Below are 15268 nucleotides of genomic sequence, written 5' to 3' on the forward strand. Positions count from 1 at the left end.
GATTCTATAACGTGTTCTACATGACTGATCGGGATTACGACGTGGTGGTGGTCGGCAGCGGTGCCGCCGGTATGTCCGCCGCCCTCACCGCTGCGCACCACGGTCTGCGCACGGTGCTCATCGAAAAAGCCGCTCATTACGGCGGTTCTACCGCGCGTTCGGGCGGTGGCGTCTGGATTCCCGGAAACAAGGTGCTCAAGGCCGCCGGCAAGGGCGACGACCTGGACGAGGCGCGGACCTACCTCTACAGCATCATCGGCGACGTGGTGCCCAAGGAGAAGATCGACACCTACATCGATCGCGGCGCCGAGGCCTTCGACTACGTCCTGGACCACTCCGCGCTCAAGATGACCTGGGTGCCGGGCTACTCCGACTACTACCCGGAGGCACCGGGCGGCAAGGCGGACGGCCGCTCCTGCGAGCCCAAGCCCTTCAACCTGAAGGTACTGGGCGCAGAGCGCTTCAATCTGGAGCCGCCCTACAGCAAGGCGCCGCTGAACGTGGTCGTCATGCAGGCCGACTACAAGAAGCTCAACCTGATCCGCCGCCACCCGAGCGGCATCCTGCGCGTGCTGCGCGTCGGCACCCGCTGGGCGTGGGGCAAGGCCACCGGCAAGGCGCTGGTCGGCATGGGCCAGGCGATCATCGCGGGTCTGCGCAAGGGCCTGCTGGACGCGAACGTGCCGGTCCTGCTGAACACCCCGCTGACCGGTCTGGTCATCGAGAACGGCGTGGTCACCGGCGTCGAGGCCACCCAGAACGGCGAGACCGTGCGGTTCAACGCCAAGTACGGCGTGATCCTGGGCAGCGGCGGCTTCGAGCGCAACGCCGACATGCGGCACAAGTACCAGCGTGAGCCCATCACCACCGAGTGGACCACCGGCGCCGAGGCCAATACCGGCGACGGCATCCGCGCGGGCATCGAAGCGGGCGGCGCGATCGACTTCATGGACGACTCGTGGTGGGGTCCGACCACCTTCCGCGGCGAGGGCAAGCCCTGGTTCTGCCTCGCCGAGCGGAACCTGCCCGGATCCATCATGATCAACACGCAAGGTCAGCGATTCGGTAATGAGTCCGCTCCTTACGTCGAGGCTGTGCACACCATGTACGGCGGTGAATACGGGCAGGGTGAGGGTCCGGGCGAGAACGTGCCGTGCTGGCTCGTGTTCGATCAGCGCTACCGGTCTCGCTACATCTTCGCCGGATTGCAGCCTGGCCAGCCGATTCCGTCCCGCTGGATGGAAAACGACCTCATTGTCAAGGCCTCTTCGGTAGAAGCTCTCGCGGAGAAGATCGGCGTCCCCGCCGACAACCTGGCCGCCACCATCGAGCGCTTCAACGGCTTCGCCGAGACCGGCAAGGATCTCGACTACAAGCGCGGCGACTCCGCCTACGACCGCTACTACGGCGACGAGACCATCAAGCCGAACCCGTGCCTCAACAAGCTCGAGGTCGGCCCGTTCTACGCGGTCAAGATGGTCCCCGGCGACCTGGGCACCAAGGGTGGTCTGGTCACCGACAACGACGCCCGCGTGCTGCGCGAGGACGGCACCGTGATCGACGGCCTCTACGCCGCCGGCAACACCTCGTCGCCGGTCATGGGCCACACCTACGCCGGTCCCGGCGCGACCATCGGACCCGCGATCACCTTCGGCTACCTGGCCGCCCTCGATGTCGCCGCCAAGGCGAAGAACGGCGCGCCGGTGACGGCCGACAAGGCGTCCTGAACCGTCCCAACCCGGTTCAGGATCGGGTTGGGCGCGAGTCGGGTCACGTCGAGTCCGCGCCCAACCCACCCACACATCCCGTCGTACCGCTCTATCCCGGCGGGGTGTGTGACGACAACTGAAGAACCCGGATCCGCCATCGCGAACGCTCTTTCCGATGGCGGGTCCGGCGTATAACCACACGTAGAAGTGGAGCCGAGCGCGGTGAACGCGCTACCCGGTCAGCGGGCGCAGGCTTGCGGACTCGGCCGCCGCGTTGAACCATCGGACCCGATTGGGGTCGCGATCACGAGGAGAACTTTTTCATGCCCATCGACTTGAGTGTGGCGCTCGGCGCGCAGATCCCGGCGCGCGAATTCAGCTGGTCGGCCAGCGACGTGCAGACATACAACCTGGCGCTGGGCGCCGGCAACCGCTGGACCGACGCCGCCGAGCTGGCCTACCTCGACGACCGTGAGCCGGCCGTGCTGCCGTCCTTCGCGACCGTCGCGCCCTCGTTCCACGAGACCGAGCCGCCGAAGGTGAAGTTCGACGGCATCGACATCGACCTGGCCAAGGTTGTGCACGGCAGCCAGGAGACCATCGTGCACCGCCCGATCCCCGCCTCGGGCAAGGGTTCCATCTCCGGCCGCATCACCGAGATCTGGGACAAGGGCTCCAACGCCGTCATCTGGCGTGAGGACACCGCCGTCGGCTCCGACGGCGAGCCGCTGTGGACCTCGCGGTCGTCCATCTTCGCCAAGGGCGAGGGCGGCTTCGGCGGCGAACGCGGCCCGAGCGCCAAGACCGAACTGCCCGACCGGGCGCCGGAGTTCGAGGTCCTCACCCCGACCCTGCCGCAGCAGGCGCTGCTCTACCGCATGTGCGGCGACCGTAACCCGCTGCACTCGGACCCGGAGTTCGCCCGCAACGCCGGCTTCCCGAACCCGATTCTGCACGGCCTGTGCACCTACGGCCTGGTCCTCAAGACCGCCACCGACACCGTGCTCGCCTCGGATGTCTCGCGCGTCAAGGGTTTCCGCGCCCGCTTCGCCGGCGTCATGTACCCGGGCGAGACCCTGCGCTCGCGCATCTGGCAGCAGGACGGCGAGCTGGTCATCGCGGTGACCGTCGTCGAACGTGACGACGCCCCCGTCCTCGCGGACGTGGTCCTCACCCACTCCTGACGCTGGTCTCCACCGGGCCGCAACCGACTTCGGTTGCGGCCCGGTTCTGTATCCAGGCATCCACCTTCTATGCATCCTGCCTGATATCCTTGATACAAGTCCGTATATCAGGAGGTGGCTCATGGCTCGAACGGTGATCGACCTTGACGACCAGCTGGTTGCCGATGCGTCCAAAGCGCTCGGGACTACGACGAAGAAGGACACCGTGAACGCGGCCCTTCGCGAGATCCTCGAGATCCGCCGCCGCGCTGTCGCGCTGACCCGGCTACAAGAAGCGGTCGCCGATGGGGCGATCGATGTCGAGATATTCGAGGACAAGCGGAACTACCGCCGGTGAACGGCGCTCAGTTCCTCATCGACACCAGCGCTTTGGTCCCCCTGTTGCGCCAGGAGCCGGATGGGGTGGTGTGGCAGCGAGTCGCTGCTGCCGGGCTGATCGCGATCTGCCCGATCACCGAGCTCGAGTTCTTCTACAGCGCCCGCTCGGCTGCCGATCGTGAACTCCTGATCGAGCAGATCCGAATTCTGTTCGGATGGGAACCGGTCGACGACCGTGCCTACCAGCGAGCGTGGGAGGTGCAGGGTGAGTTGACCAGTCGAGGACAGCAGCGAAGCGCCGGCCCGGTCGACCTCGTCGTCGCGGCAACCGCCGAACTTCGCGGGCTGACGCTGCTGCACCGCGATCGAGACTTCGAGTGCATCGCAGCGATTACAGGCCAACCGCATCGTCGGCTCGGTACTCCCTGAATCTGGATGCGCCCTCACGGTGCTCTGCGAGTTGTCCCCAGCCCTCCCCAATGTGAAAGGCCCCTGTGGATGAAATCCACAGGGGCCTTTCCGATCGTCTGGGTAGTTGGTGTTTCAGGGGCGAAGCCCCTGAGAGCTACCGAGAGTTGGTCATCCTCACAGCCAGGTGTCGAGCGTGGTGGTGGTGAGGAAATGTTCGAGGTCGGCGCGCCAGGGGGCCGGGGTGGTCTTCTCCGGTTCGATGGCCGTGTACTGGCCGCGGTAGAAGAGCAGCGGCCTGCCGGAGTCGGTGGACTCCGACAGGGCCTGTACCCGGCCGATCACGATGTAGTGATCGCCGCCGTCGAGCACGTTGTCCACAGTGCACTGGATCGTGGCCAACGCGCCGTCCAAAACCGGGAGGTCCAGTTCCGAGGTGTGCCAGTCGATTCCGGCGAACTTGTCGGGTTCGCGGGAACCGAAGCGGGCGCACACCGGCTGTTGCTCCTCGGCCAGCATGTTCACGGCGAAGCTGCCGTTGCGTTCGATCGCCTTCCAGGAGCGGGACTCCTTGGTGGGGCAGAACAGCACCAGCGGCGGATCGAGGGACAGCGCGGCGAACGACTGGCACGCGAAGCCGATCGGCGCCCGCTCGCCGCCCTCGTCGTCGAAGGTGGTGATGACGGTGATGCCGGTGCAGAACTGCCCCAGCACATTCCGGAACTGACGCCCATCGATGACGGGGTGCCCGTCGGTCGTCGCTTCCTTGGTCAATTCGGCCTCGGTCATGTTCTGCCGCCCCTTGTAGTCCGTGCTCGCTACTTGAATCCGACGGTGAAGTCGTGGCCCCACAGGCTGACCGCGGTGGATTCCCGCGCGATCCACGAGTGGTCGTCGACTTCGAGTCCCTCACAGCCGAATTCGATGTCGAATCCGCCCGGCGTCTTCATGTAGAAGGAGAGCATCTTGTCATTGATGTGGCGACCCAGGGTGGCCGACATCTTGACCTTCTTACGGTTCGCGCGATCCAGGCAGAGGCCGACGTCGTCGGAGTTCTCCACCTCGACCATGAGGTGCACGATCCCGGTCGGGTTGGGCAGCGGCAGGAACGCCAGCGCGTGGTGGCGCGGGTTGCAGCCGTAGAAGCGCAGCCAGGCCGGGTCGCCGTCGGCGGGACGGCCCACCATCTGCGGGGGCAGACGCATGGAGTCACGCAGGCGGAAGCCCAGCACGTCCTGGTAGAACGCCTGCGCGGCCGCATCGTCGGTGCAGGTGAGGACCACGTGGCCCAGACCCTGCTCCGCGGTCACGAACTTGTGGCCGTACGGGCTCACGAAACGGCGGCCCAGGTACTGCGCACCGTAGAACGCCTCCAGGGTGTTCCCGGCCGGATCCTGGAACCGGATCATGCCCTCGACGCGACGCTCACCGAGTTCTTCCTTGGTGCCCTCGGTGTAGGCGACCCCGGCCTTGGCCAGGCTCTCGCGCAGCTCCTGCAGGCCCTTGGCGTCGGTGACCTCCCAGCCGGAGACCAGCAGGCGGTCCTGCTCGCCGGGCACGATGATCAGACGCGCGGCGAAGTCGTCCATGCGCAGGTAGAGCGCATCGGGGTTCAGCCCGCTGCCCTCCATCATGCCGAGCACCTTGAGGCCGTACTCGCGCCAGGCCGCCATGTCGGTGGCCTCGATGCGCATGTACCCGAGTGCCTTGATACTCATGGTCACTTCTCCTTGACGCCGAGCAGGAAGTCGGTTGCCAGGCGGTTGAACTCGTCGAACTTCTCGAGCTGCGCCCAGTGGCCGCAACCGCCGAACACGTGCAGCTGCACGCGCGGCACCATCTTCAGGGCCACGAGCGCGCCGTCGATCGGGTTCACGCGGTCCTCGCGGCCCCAGATCATCAGCACCGGCTGCCGCAGCTTGAACGCGTCCCGCCAGATCATGCCCTTGGCGAAGTCGGCGCCGGCGAAGGACTTGCCCATGGCGCGGGTGGCGGCCAGGGATTCCGGCTGCGAGGCCGAGGCGAAACGCTCCTCGACGAGTTCCGGCGTGATCAGCTTCTGGTCGAAGACCATGATCCGCAGGAACGCCTCCAGGTTCTCCTTCGTGGGTTCGAAGTTGAACTTGGACAGCAGCTTCACGCCCTCGGTCGGGTCCGGCGCGAACAGGTTGGTGGACAGGCCGCCCGGGCCCATCAGCACCAGCTTGCCGGCGCGGTCCGGGTAGTCCAGCGCGAAGCGGGTGGCCGCGCCGCCGCCGAGCGAATTGCCCAGCAGGTGAACGCGATCGGTGATGCCGAGGGTGTCGAGCAGGTCCTCGAGCGCCGAGGACGAGTGCACGAAGTACTGCGGGTGCTCGGTCGGCTTGTCGGACTGCCCGAAGCCGGGCTGGTCGACGGCCAGGACGTGGAAGTCCTTGGCCAGCACCGGAATGTTCTTGGCGAAGTTCGACCAGGAGCTCGCGCCCGGACCGCCGCCGTGCAGCAGCACGATGGTGGGGCCGTTGCCGACGCCCGCCTCGTGGTAGTGCAGCTTCAGGTCCGGCCGCACCTGCGCGAAGCGCGAGGTGGACTCGTAGGTGATTTCCTCTACGGCGGTCACGGATTACACCATTCCGTCGGTGACCGGCAGGCCGAACGCGTGGGTGCCGTACATGACGTAGGCGCGCTCGGGATCCTGCGAGGCGTGCACGCGGCCGGCGTGGGCGTCACGCCAGAAGCGCTGCAGCGGAGTGCCTTCCACCAGCGCGGTGGCGCCGGCGGCCTCGAAGAGGCGGTCGACGGAGGCGATCACGCGGCCGGTGGCGCGCACCTGGTCGCGGCGGGCGGCGGCACGCATCTCGAACGGGACGTCCTTGCCCGCCACGATGCACGCGTACTCGTCGGCGATATTGCCCGACAGCTGACGCCAGGCGGCGTCGATGTCACTGGCGGCCTCGGCGATCCGGACCTTGGCGAACGGGTCGTCCTTGGCGTTCTCGCCGGCGAAGGCGGCGCGCACGCGCTTGCCCTGGTGCTCGACGTGGGCCTCGTAGGCGCCGTAGCCCATGCCGATGATCGGCGCCGTGATGGTCGCGGGATGGATGCTGCCCCAAGGCATCTTGTACAGCGGATCGGTATTCTGCTCCAGGCCAGGCGATTTCAGTTCGCCCATGGTCCGCATGCTGAGGAAACGGTGCTTGGGAACGAAAACGTCCTTGACCACGACGGTGTTGGAGCCGGTGCCGCGCAGGCCCACGACGTGCCACACATCGTTGACGACGTACTCGCTGCGGGGGATCAGGAACGAGCCGAAGTCGACCGGCTTGCCGTTCTTGATGACCGGACCGCCGACGAAGACCCAGTCGGCGTGATCGGAACCCGAGGACCAGGCCCACGAACCGTTGACGGTGTAGCCCGAGCCGTCCTCGGTCACCACGCCCGCGCCCATCGGGGCGTAGGAGGAGGAGATCCGGACCTCGGTGTCGTTGCCCCAGACCTCTTCCTGGGCCTTCTGGTCGAACAGCGCCAGGTGCCAGTTGTGGATGCCGAGGATGCCGGCACACCAGCCGGTGGAACCGCAGGCGCTGGCCAGCTTGCGGACCTGGTCATAGAAGATCACCGGGTCGCAGGCGTAGCCGCCCCACTGCTTGGGCTGCACGAGCTTGAAGAAGCCGGTCGCCTGCAGATCCTTGACGGTCTGGTCCGGAAGGCGGCGCAGATCCTCGGTCTCCTGGGCGCGCTCACGCAGGGTGGGCAGCAGCGCCTCGACCCGCTCAACTACTTCTTGCGTCATCTCGCCAGTTGCTCCTGCCTGGTGCTGGTACCGGAAGCGGTCTTCGTTTGCCCCTGAGAGTAGAACACGTTCTTATTCCTGTCGAGAACGCGGTTCACGCCCAGCTCAGAGAGCCCCCATCCAGGTAGTTGGTCCTATCGCTGGCAAACGGCCAGCCGATTTTGTAACGTGTTCTAGTACATCCATAGGAGGATCAGGAAATGGCGACAACCCCCCAAGGGCCCCGCGGGAAGGTCCGCGAGATCGACGTGGGCTCCGCGCCCACCCGTTTCGCCCGGGGCTGGCACTGTGTAGGCCTGGCCAAGGACTTCCGGGACGGCAAGCCGCACTCGGTCAACATTTTCGACACCAAGCTGGTTGTTTTCATGAACAGCCAGGGCGAACTGAAGGTCCTGGACTCCTACTGCCGCCATCTCGGCGGCGACCTCTCCATGGGTGAGGTCAAGGGCGACTCCATCGCGTGCCCGTTCCACGACTGGCGCTGGGGCGGCAACGGCAAGTGCACCGGCATCCCGTATGCCCGGCGCGTGCCCCCGCTGGCACGCACCCGCGCGTGGACCACGCTCGAGCGCAACGGTCAGCTGTACGTGTGGCACGACCACGAGGGCAACCCGCCCACCGACGAGGTGACCATCCCCTACGTCGAGGGTCCGTACACCAACGCCGACGGCACCCCGTCGGAAACCCTCAACGACGGCTGGACCGACTGGACCTGGCACTCGCTGCTGATCGAGGGCTCCAACTGCCGCGAGATCATCGACAACGTCGTGGATATGGCGCACTTCTTCTATATCCACTACGCCTTCCCGACGTACTTCAAGAACGTCCTCGAAGGCCACGTCGCCACCCAGTACCTCGAGACCAAGGGCCGTCCGGATGTCGGCAAGGCCGCGGAGAACGGCATCGACGTGCTGCTCAAGTCCGAGGCGTCGTACTTCGGCCCGTCCTACATGATCAACCCGCTGCTCAACATCTACAGCGGCTTCGAGGTCAAGACGGTCCTCATCAACTGCCACTACCCGGTCTCGCAGGACTCGTTCGTGCTGCAGTGGGGTGTGTCGCTGGAGAAGCCGAAGGGGCTGCCCGAGGAGCAGGCGGAGAAGTTCGCCGCCAAGATGACCGAGGGCGTGTCCGAGGGCTTCCTGCAGGACGTCGAGATCTGGAAGCACAAGTCCAAGATCGACAACCCGTTGCTGACCGAGGAAGACGGCCCGGTGTACCAGCTGCGCCGCTGGTACGAGCAGTTCTACGTCGACGTCGCCGACATCGACCCGAAGATGACGCAGCGCTTCGAATTCGAGATCGACACCTCCAAGGCCAATGAGCAGTGGGGTCTCGAGGTCGAGGAGAACCTGCGCAAGAAGGCGGAGGCCGAGGCGGCCGCCACACAGGAGGCGAACGCCTGATGACCACCTGGGCGAAGGCACCCGATTTCGCGGACCGGCCGGAACAGCGAGCGCAGGTGCGCGCCCAGACGGTCGTCGACAAAGAGCACTACATGGAGTCCGGGCTGACGCCGATCGCGTGTCAGACCTGCGGCACCCAGGTGCAGGTGCGCAAGCACAGCCACAACCAGAAGACGGTGCAGTGGACGACCGACCCGGCCGCCACCTGCCCCGTCTTCCGCAAGCTGGCCGAGTCCGGTCCCACCACCGGGAAGCCGGACTCGTGCCCGAACCTCGAGAAGACCATCGACCACGCGGTCGCGGAAGGGATTCTCGGGGTCGACGACTGACGTCTGTCGACCCGCTGGGGTTCCACCCGCGGTGGTGCCCGCCGCGCGCACGCATGGCGGGCACGAGAACCGAAGAGTGGAAACGCCCTCAGTCGAGCCGGAAGTCTTCGAAGTCGAATCCGGGGGAGACGACGCAACTCACCAGCGCGTAGTCGTCTCCCGCCGGCCGGGCGGCCTGGCTGATCCCGCCGGGAACCACCGCCTGGGGGCGCTGCCCCTGCTCGACATCGGGTCCGAGGACGATCTCCTCACCCCCGATGTTCAGCAGCAGGGGACCACCCCGATGCCAGAACCAGATCTCGTCCGAGGCCACCGTGTGCGGTGCGGACTTCTCACCCGGCAGCAGCAGGAAGTAGATCGCGGTGCCACTCGCCCGCGGCCCCGGATAGTCCTCCGGCGTGAATTCCATCGGGCTGCGCCAGGTTTCGCGATACCAGCCACCCTCGGGATGCGGCTGAAGATCCAATTCCACGGCCAGTTTCGGACGGTCGTCGCTCATCGGTTCACTGTATTTCCCCACGTTCCGGGATGTCGGGCGGCGCGAGCGGCCGCTGACCGCGATGAGCGGATGCATGGTTCGATCGTTGTCATCGATGCCCGAAACGCTCATTCCTGAGCTGTATCGTCGAAAACGTGGACCTGCTCAGCGAAGCAATCTCCGCCATTCGGACCGGACACCCCACCTCCGGCATGTTCGTGCGGCACGCGCCGTGGGGGCGCGCGTATCCGGTGGTGCCCGGCTCGGGATTCCATGTGGTGCTGCAGGGTTCGTGCTGGCTGGTGCCGCCCGGCGGGGAACCGATGGCCCTCGGCGTCGGCGATGTGATCTTCATGCCCCGCGGGGCCGACCACCTGCTGGTGGACAGTCTCGACAGCGCCGTCACCGAGCAGGCGCGGCCCGGGGAACCGCGGGAGATCACCGGTCCGGGCGCGCGCTGCGTACTGGTCTGCGGGGCCTACGGGCTCGGGCGGCAGCGCAGCCACCCGCTGCTCGACGAGCTGCCCGAATTCATCCATCTCCCCGCCCGGCGCGGCCGCCACCCCGCCCTGCGCGGAGCGGTGGACCTCCTCGCCGCCGAGATCTCCGAACCACGGGCGGGCACCGACGCCGCCATCCCGGCCCTGCTGGAAACCCTGCTGCTGTTCGCCCTGCGCGCCTGGTTCGACGATCGGGCCGACGCGCCGACCGGCTGGGCCGCGGCCTTCGCCGATCCGGCCGTCGCGACCGCGCTGCGCGCCATGCACGAAGCGCCCGAGCGGGGCTGGGCGGTACCCGAACTCGCCGCCGTGGCGGGTGTTTCGCGGGCCACCCTGGCCCGGCGGTTCACGGCGACGGTCGGTGAGCCGCCGCTGTCCTACCTCACCCGATGGCGCATGCTCACCGCGGCGCGACTGCTCCGGGAGTCCGACACCCCGTTGTCGACCGTCGCCCGAAAGGTCGGTTACCAGAGCGAATTCGCGTTCGCCAAGGCGTTCAAACGCGAATACGGGCTGGCGCCCGGGCAGTACCGGCGCGCGGACGATCAGCTGTCGGTCATCGCGGTGTGAGGCGGTCGCGCTGCTGAACGGCCGGTGAATCCGGAGGCGGAAGGGCGGCGCGGCGGCCTAGGCTGGCAGGCGTGACGGACTGGCGTGCACGCAAGGGGCCGATCGGGGTACTGACGGGCGCGGGCATCTCCACCGATTCCGGGATTCCGGATTTCCGTGGGCCGCGCGGGGTCTGGACCAAGGATCCGATCGCGGAACTGCTCTCCACCTATCAGAACTATGTGGCCGATCCGGAATTGCGGGTACGGGCCTGGCTGGCCCGCCGCGACAATCCGGCCTGGACGGCCACCCCGAACGACGCCCATCGCGCGCTGGCCAGGCTCGCGGCGGAGCGGCAGGTCGGGATCATCACACAGAACATCGACCGGCTGCATCAACGGGCCGGCTCGGACACGGTCGTGGAGATCCACGGCAATATGTTCGAAGTCGTCTGCATCGACTGCGAATTCACCGACTCCATGGCGGCCACACTGGAGCGGGTCGCGGCCGGGGAACCGGATCCCGCCTGCCCGCGGTGCGGTGGAATCCTCAAGGCGGCCACCATCATGTTCGGGCAGCACCTGGATTCGGATGCGATCCGCGCGGCCGTGCAGATCGCGGAGACCGCGGAAATCTTTCTGGCCGTGGGCAGTACGCTCCAGGTCGAGCCCGCGGCCTCGATGTGCGCGGTGGCCGTGGACGCGGGCGCCGACCTGGTCGTGGTGAACGCGGAACCGACCCCGTACGACGAGTACGCCGCCGAGATCGTGCGCGACCCGATCGGTGTCGCGCTACCCCGGTTGGTGTCGGAGATCCTGGGGGACTGAGGGTTTCAGCTGAACGGGGTCTTCGGGCGGGCCTGGAGTTCGCCGTCGATCCACAGGTCGATCTTCTCGTTGTAGAAGCAGGCGAGCCCGGCGATCTTCTGGCTCTCCGGCAGCGGGGTGCGGTAGATCCAGACCAGGTCGGGGAACTCCTCCTCGCCGAGCCGGACCGACCAGTATTCGGCGGTGCCCTTGTACGGGCAGTGCGTCTCGGTATCGGACGGCGTCAGCAGGTCCATCCGGACATCGGTGAGCGGCACGTAGTAGCGCGCCGGCAGACCGGTCTCGAACAGGATGCGCGGGCCGTGCGAATCGGCCAGCACCTGGCCGTTCAGCTCCACGCGCACGTGCCGGGAACTGCCGAGGATGTCCACCCGGGTGTAGGGGTCACGCGGGTGCACGTAGATCGGTTCGTCCTCCTCGAACCATTCCGTCATCGCATGGAAATCCAGTTTCACCAGGTCACGCAATTCCGGGAGCGGGGAATCGAGGTGCCGGACGGCCGCGCCGGCCGCCACGACGCCGTCGGCCACCACATCGAACTCGGTGCCGGTGCCGCGGCTGGGGGACGGGCGGGTCTTGCCATTGGGTTCCAGCTTGGCCCGCAGGTCGGCGACCGGCAGGTAGTAGGTGGGGTAGTGCGGGGACTCCCACACCAGCGTCGGAGTGACGGTGTCCGCGGCCAGGTGGCCGCCGAGGTAGGCGCGTACTCGCTTGGCGCTCGGTTCGACGCGTACTCGGCCGCGCTGAGTCTCGGTCATACCTTCCGACGGTACGCCCGCCATGGAAGCGGCTGGCGGCGAAGCGGATTCGGGAAGTGGGCCGGTGCGTGTCCGGGCCGGTGCCGGAGGCGATTTTCCCCGGCTGACCAGGCTCGATAGGGTGGTCTGGCAATTTATGGGCAACACAAGAAGGTGGCGGTCAGATGTCGGAACCGGTCGAGACGCGTGTGACGGGGCCGGACGGCACGCCGACAGTGGGCTCCGACGCCGCGCCACCCGAGCCGCAGGGCCTGCGCACCGGGCTCCGACGCCGCCACATGACCATGATCGGCATCGGCGGGGCGATCGGCGCGGGCCTGTTCGTGGGCAGCGGATCGGTCATCCAGACCGCCGGGCCCGCCGCCGTGCTGTCCTACGCGGCCGCCGGGCTGGTGGTGCTGGCCGTGCTGCGCGCCCTCGGTGAAATGGTGGTCGCCCGCCCGGTCGCCGGATCGATGGGGGAGTACGCGCGCCTGGCCATGGGCCCGTTCGCCGGATTCACCGTCGGCTGGCTGTACTGGTACCTCTACGTCATCCTGGTCGGGGCCGAGGCGGTGGCCGGTGCGGCCATCCTTGGCACCTGGGTCGACCTGGACCAGTGGGTGCTCTCGGCCGGGCTGCTGGTCATCATGACCGCCGTCAACCTGCTGTCGGTGCGGTCGTTCGGCGAGTTCGAGTTCTGGTTCGCCTCCATCAAGGTGGTGGCCATCGTCGGCTTCCTGGCGGTCGGGCTGGCCTGGATCTTCGGGCTCTGGCCCGGGTCGCAGCCCGGATTCTGGAATCTCACCGGCCATGGCGGTTTCGCACCCAACGGGGTCACCGGCATCTTCTCGGCAATCGTGGTGGTGATGTTCGCCTTCGGCGGTACCGAGATCGTCACCGTCGCGGCCGCCGAGACCGAGGAACCGGCCAAGGCGGTCACCCGGGCCACCAACAGCGTGCTGTGGCGGGTGGGCCTGTTCTACGTGGCCTCGATCTTCCTGGTGGTCACGATCCTGCCGTGGAACGACGCCAAGGTGCTGAAGAGCCCGTTCGTCAGCGCCCTCGAGCACATCGGCATCCCCGCGGCGGGCACCATCATGCAGGTCGTCATCCTGACCGCGGTGCTGTCGGTGCTGAACTCGGCCATCTACGTCTCCTCCCGCATGCTCTACGTCCTCACCCGCGATGGCGACGCCCCCGCCGCCCTGGTGAAACTCAACAAGCGCGGCGTCCCCGCCCGAGCCGTCCTACTCGGCACCATCGCCGCCTGGGGCGCGGTCATCGCCTCCTACGTCTCCCCGGACAAGGTCTTCACCTTCCTGGTGAACTCCATCGGCGTGGTGCTGGCCTTCGTCTACGTGGCGATCATGTGCTCCCAGCTGCGACTACGCGCCCGCCTTCGCCGTGAGGACCCCTCGGCCCTCACCTACCGCATGTGGGGCTACCCCTACGTGAGCTGGGCCGTCGTCATCGCCCTGTTCGCCGTCTTCGTGGCCATGGCCCGCAACCCCGACCAACGCAACCAGCTCATCGCCTCCACCGTCAGCCTCCTGGCAGTGATGGCGATCTACCCCTTGCGCGCCAAGTTCGGCCGCAAACCGCCGGTCCGCGAGGTCGAGGTGCTCCACCACTGACGAAACGGCATGTGACGCACCGAGACTCGTGACGTACCGGGCGATTCCAGACGCCTGCCAATAGATTTCGAACTGGCATTAGATTCGGTGGTTATGTTCGTGGGTGTGATGCGTGCCTATCGACTGCCGACCAACGCCAATCGGGGCAAGGTCGACGCTGATCGCAACCGTGTCGGTGTCGCGCAACCCGCGTGCGGACTACTGGGTGAAGGTATCCACGCTCCGCAAAGGCAAGCCTGTGAGCGTTCCGCTGCAGGGGTACGACCACTTCAGACATGCCCCGGGGCGAGTACGCAATTTCTGTGAGGTCAGCGTGAGCGTCGCAGGAGAAGTATTTTTCGCCTTGGTGAAGGAGTCGGTGCCGTCGCAGCGGCGTGACGAAGGTGTATCGGTCGGTCTGGACTGGGGTCTGAAGAGCGTCTTCACAACCAGTGACGGGGAGCTGCTGGGCCGAAGGCTCTACGGCTGGCTCTGTCTGCGTGATCGTGAGTTGAGCGATCTGGTGGCGGCGCTGCAGCGTCAAGGGATCCGGCCGCGGGATTCGCAGCGATGCTGTTCCGGTTGTGGCTACGTCGACAAGAAGAACAGAACTTCGCAGAAGCGCTTCGTGTGCCGTTTCTGCGGGAAGGCGCTCCAGGCAGATATCAACGCCGCTCGCAATGTCCTCGGACGTTCCGAGGCCGAGAACGGCCTTCGCGATCTTGCCAAGGGGCGGGTCCTCGCGGAGCTGGATCGATCGTTCCGTGCCAGATGGCGGATCGAACCGACCCTCCTCCGCGAGCGATCGACACGCGGGCGCAGTACCGCTACGTCGTCGCCGACGACGTCAACTGGAGTCGCGGGTCAACCCCGCGTCTCCGGATACTGCCGGCACGCCATGGCTATTGGTTGGACTTGATGACAACAGCAGTGCCGTAGGCCGCCACTTCGCTCATGGTGTTGGCGATCTCATTGCAGTCGAACCGCATCGCGATCACAGCGTTGGCGCCGAAGGCGATCGCGTGTTGACACATTCGCATGATCGCTTCATGCCGGGACTGGTAGAGGAGCTGCGTGTATTCATGGATTTCTCCGCCGCCGAGGGCGCGGAACCCAGCGGCGAAGTTTGCGCCCAGGCCGCGGCTGCGGACGGTCAGGCCCGCGACCTCACCGATCACCCGGACGATGTCCTGGCCCGGCACGTCGTTCATGGTGGAGACCAGGATGGGGAACTGCGGGGCCGGGGGCTGCTGCGGCTGCGGCTGGCCCTGCTGCGGGTAGGGCGCCTGACCCTGCGGGGGATAGGGCTGCTGGCCGGGCGCCTGCTGCGGGTACTGCTGCTGGTAGGGCTGCTGCGGCGGCATCGGTTGGTTCATGAGCGGGATGGTACGGGGCCGGGTGGAACGGGTACGGCTTCCCGGTGAACGGGTCGTGG

At 66.9% G+C, this 15268-nt stretch carries 17 protein-coding genes; 10 read left to right on the forward strand and 7 right to left on the reverse strand.

All coding sequences use genetic code 11. The features are described 5' to 3' along the window. Window positions 1-11: 11 nt before the first annotated feature. The 4 genes from kstD to ACQPYY_RS02445 all read left to right on the forward strand — a co-directional run bounded on the left by kstD (window position 12) and on the right by ACQPYY_RS02445 (window position 3640). Complete coding sequence (gene kstD / locus ACQPYY_RS02430; protein WP_379106055.1) at window positions 12-1727, forward strand: 3-oxosteroid 1-dehydrogenase; 1716 nt, start codon at window positions 12-14, stop codon at window positions 1725-1727. Between the two features lie 305 nt (window positions 1728-2032). Further along, on the forward strand, window positions 2033-2893 hold the full coding sequence (locus tag ACQPYY_RS02435) for a MaoC family dehydratase (protein ID WP_379106052.1): 861 nt from the start codon (window positions 2033-2035) through the stop codon (window positions 2891-2893). Window positions 2894-3014: 121 nt separating this feature from the next. Then, window positions 3015-3230, forward strand: coding sequence for a type II toxin-antitoxin system VapB family antitoxin (locus tag ACQPYY_RS02440; RefSeq protein WP_379106050.1), 216 nt, complete (start codon window positions 3015-3017; stop codon window positions 3228-3230). Beyond that, window positions 3227-3640, forward strand: coding sequence for a PIN domain nuclease (locus ACQPYY_RS02445; RefSeq protein ID WP_433592625.1), 414 nt, complete (start codon window positions 3227-3229; stop codon window positions 3638-3640). The genes ACQPYY_RS02440 and ACQPYY_RS02445 overlap by 4 nt, the downstream gene beginning before the upstream one ends. Before the next feature lie 156 nt (window positions 3641-3796). On the opposite strand, the gene hsaB is transcribed toward ACQPYY_RS02445, so the two are convergent. The 4 genes from hsaB to hsaA are packed head-to-tail and all read right to left on the reverse strand — an operon-like array spanning window position 3797 to window position 7391. Next, entirely contained in the window at window positions 3797-4408 is a 612-nt protein-coding gene (gene hsaB / locus ACQPYY_RS02450) for a 3-hydroxy-9,10-secoandrosta-1,3,5(10)-triene-9,17-dione monooxygenase reductase subunit (RefSeq protein ID WP_433592626.1), read from the reverse strand. A 29-nt stretch (window positions 4409-4437) separates the two neighbouring features. Next, window positions 4438-5337, reverse strand: a complete 900-nt coding sequence (hsaC, locus tag ACQPYY_RS02455) for an iron-dependent extradiol dioxygenase HsaC (RefSeq protein ID WP_379106044.1) — start codon at window positions 5335-5337, stop codon at window positions 4438-4440. A gap of 2 nt (window positions 5338-5339) precedes the next feature. Then, window positions 5340-6218: a 4,5:9,10-diseco-3-hydroxy-5,9,17-trioxoandrosta-1(10),2-diene-4-oate hydrolase gene (hsaD, locus tag ACQPYY_RS02460; protein ID WP_433592627.1), complete on the reverse strand. Its 879-nt coding sequence runs from the start codon at window positions 6216-6218 to the stop codon at window positions 5340-5342. 3 nt (window positions 6219-6221) lie between these two features. Then, window positions 6222-7391 (reverse strand): 3-hydroxy-9,10-secoandrosta-1,3,5(10)-triene-9,17-dione monooxygenase oxygenase subunit, encoded by a 1170-nt coding sequence (gene hsaA / locus ACQPYY_RS02465; protein ID WP_379106041.1) that lies wholly within the window; start codon window positions 7389-7391, stop codon window positions 6222-6224. Window positions 7392-7591: 200 nt separating this feature from the next. Between hsaA and ACQPYY_RS02470 the strand changes: the two genes are divergently transcribed. Both ACQPYY_RS02470 and ACQPYY_RS02475 read left to right on the forward strand, forming a co-directional pair. Further along, entirely contained in the window at window positions 7592-8797 is a 1206-nt protein-coding gene (locus ACQPYY_RS02470) for a Rieske 2Fe-2S domain-containing protein (RefSeq protein ID WP_433592628.1), read from the forward strand. Then, a complete protein-coding gene (locus ACQPYY_RS02475) occupies window positions 8797-9126 on the forward strand; it encodes a hypothetical protein (protein WP_357282806.1) in 330 nt (109 codons plus the stop codon). The genes ACQPYY_RS02470 and ACQPYY_RS02475 overlap by 1 nt, the downstream gene beginning before the upstream one ends. An 88-nt stretch (window positions 9127-9214) precedes the next feature. On the opposite strand, the gene ACQPYY_RS02480 is transcribed toward ACQPYY_RS02475, so the two are convergent. Continuing rightward, window positions 9215-9625, reverse strand: a complete 411-nt coding sequence (locus ACQPYY_RS02480) for a cupin domain-containing protein (protein WP_357282804.1) — start codon at window positions 9623-9625, stop codon at window positions 9215-9217. A 134-nt stretch (window positions 9626-9759) separates the two neighbouring features. On the opposite strand from ACQPYY_RS02480, the gene ACQPYY_RS02485 reads away from it, so the two are divergent. Together ACQPYY_RS02485 and ACQPYY_RS02490 are read left to right on the forward strand one after the other, a co-directional pair. Further along, the gene (locus ACQPYY_RS02485; protein ID WP_433592629.1) at window positions 9760-10674 is read left to right on the forward strand and encodes an AraC family transcriptional regulator; all 915 of its coding nucleotides are present in this window, start codon (window positions 9760-9762) and stop codon (window positions 10672-10674) included. A 71-nt stretch (window positions 10675-10745) separates the two neighbouring features. Beyond that, window positions 10746-11480 carry an SIR2 family NAD-dependent protein deacylase gene (locus tag ACQPYY_RS02490; RefSeq protein WP_433592630.1) on the forward strand — a complete coding sequence of 245 codons (735 nt, stop codon included), beginning with the start codon at window positions 10746-10748 and terminating at the stop codon, window positions 11478-11480. Between the two features lie 5 nt (window positions 11481-11485). Here ACQPYY_RS02490 and ACQPYY_RS02495 read toward each other — a convergent pair whose 3' ends face one another. Further along, entirely contained in the window at window positions 11486-12238 is a 753-nt protein-coding gene (locus ACQPYY_RS02495; RefSeq protein WP_379106032.1) for a DUF427 domain-containing protein, read from the reverse strand. A 164-nt stretch (window positions 12239-12402) separates the two neighbouring features. Between ACQPYY_RS02495 and ACQPYY_RS02500 the strand changes: the two genes are divergently transcribed. Together ACQPYY_RS02500 and ACQPYY_RS02505 are read left to right on the forward strand one after the other, a co-directional pair. Continuing rightward, window positions 12403-13854 carry an amino acid permease gene (locus tag ACQPYY_RS02500; protein WP_433592631.1) on the forward strand — a complete coding sequence of 484 codons (1452 nt, stop codon included), beginning with the start codon at window positions 12403-12405 and terminating at the stop codon, window positions 13852-13854. Between the two features lie 112 nt (window positions 13855-13966). Beyond that, a complete protein-coding gene (locus ACQPYY_RS02505) occupies window positions 13967-14752 on the forward strand; it encodes a zinc ribbon domain-containing protein (protein WP_433592632.1) in 786 nt (261 codons plus the stop codon). Here the strand turns inward: ACQPYY_RS02505 and ACQPYY_RS02510 are convergent. After that, a complete protein-coding gene (locus tag ACQPYY_RS02510) occupies window positions 14736-15209 on the reverse strand; it encodes a YbjQ family protein (protein ID WP_433592633.1) in 474 nt (157 codons plus the stop codon). The two genes, ACQPYY_RS02505 and ACQPYY_RS02510, sit on opposite strands and share 17 nt — an antisense overlap. Window positions 15210-15268 lie beyond the last annotated feature (59 nt).

The organism is Nocardia sp. CA-145437, assembly GCF_050956485.1.
Taxonomy (GTDB): Bacteria; Actinomycetota; Actinomycetes; order Mycobacteriales; family Mycobacteriaceae; genus Nocardia.

Bases quoted from the DNA above. Each gene is read 5' to 3' on its own strand.
- ACQPYY_RS02435 (WP_379106052.1), top strand. From the start codon at position 2,033: ATGCCCATCGACTTGAGTGTGGCGCTCGGCGCGCAGATCCCGGCGCGC.
- ACQPYY_RS02440 (WP_379106050.1), top strand. From the start codon at position 3,015: ATGGCTCGAACGGTGATCGACCTTGACGACCAGCTGGTTGCCGATGCG.
- hsaB (WP_433592626.1), bottom strand. From the start codon at position 4,408: ATGACCGAGGCCGAATTGACCAAGGAAGCGACGACCGACGGGCACCCC.
- hsaC (WP_379106044.1), bottom strand. From the start codon at position 5,337: ATGAGTATCAAGGCACTCGGGTACATGCGCATCGAGGCCACCGACATG.
- hsaA (WP_379106041.1), bottom strand. From the start codon at position 7,391: ATGACGCAAGAAGTAGTTGAGCGGGTCGAGGCGCTGCTGCCCACCCTG.
- ACQPYY_RS02470 (WP_433592628.1), top strand. From the start codon at position 7,592: ATGGCGACAACCCCCCAAGGGCCCCGCGGGAAGGTCCGCGAGATCGAC.
- ACQPYY_RS02475 (WP_357282806.1), top strand. From the start codon at position 8,797: ATGACCACCTGGGCGAAGGCACCCGATTTCGCGGACCGGCCGGAACAG.
- ACQPYY_RS02480 (WP_357282804.1), bottom strand. From the start codon at position 9,625: ATGAGCGACGACCGTCCGAAACTGGCCGTGGAATTGGATCTTCAGCCG.
- ACQPYY_RS02495 (WP_379106032.1), bottom strand. From the start codon at position 12,238: ATGACCGAGACTCAGCGCGGCCGAGTACGCGTCGAACCGAGCGCCAAG.
- ACQPYY_RS02500 (WP_433592631.1), top strand. From the start codon at position 12,403: ATGTCGGAACCGGTCGAGACGCGTGTGACGGGGCCGGACGGCACGCCG.
- ACQPYY_RS02510 (WP_433592633.1), bottom strand. From the start codon at position 15,209: ATGAACCAACCGATGCCGCCGCAGCAGCCCTACCAGCAGCAGTACCCG.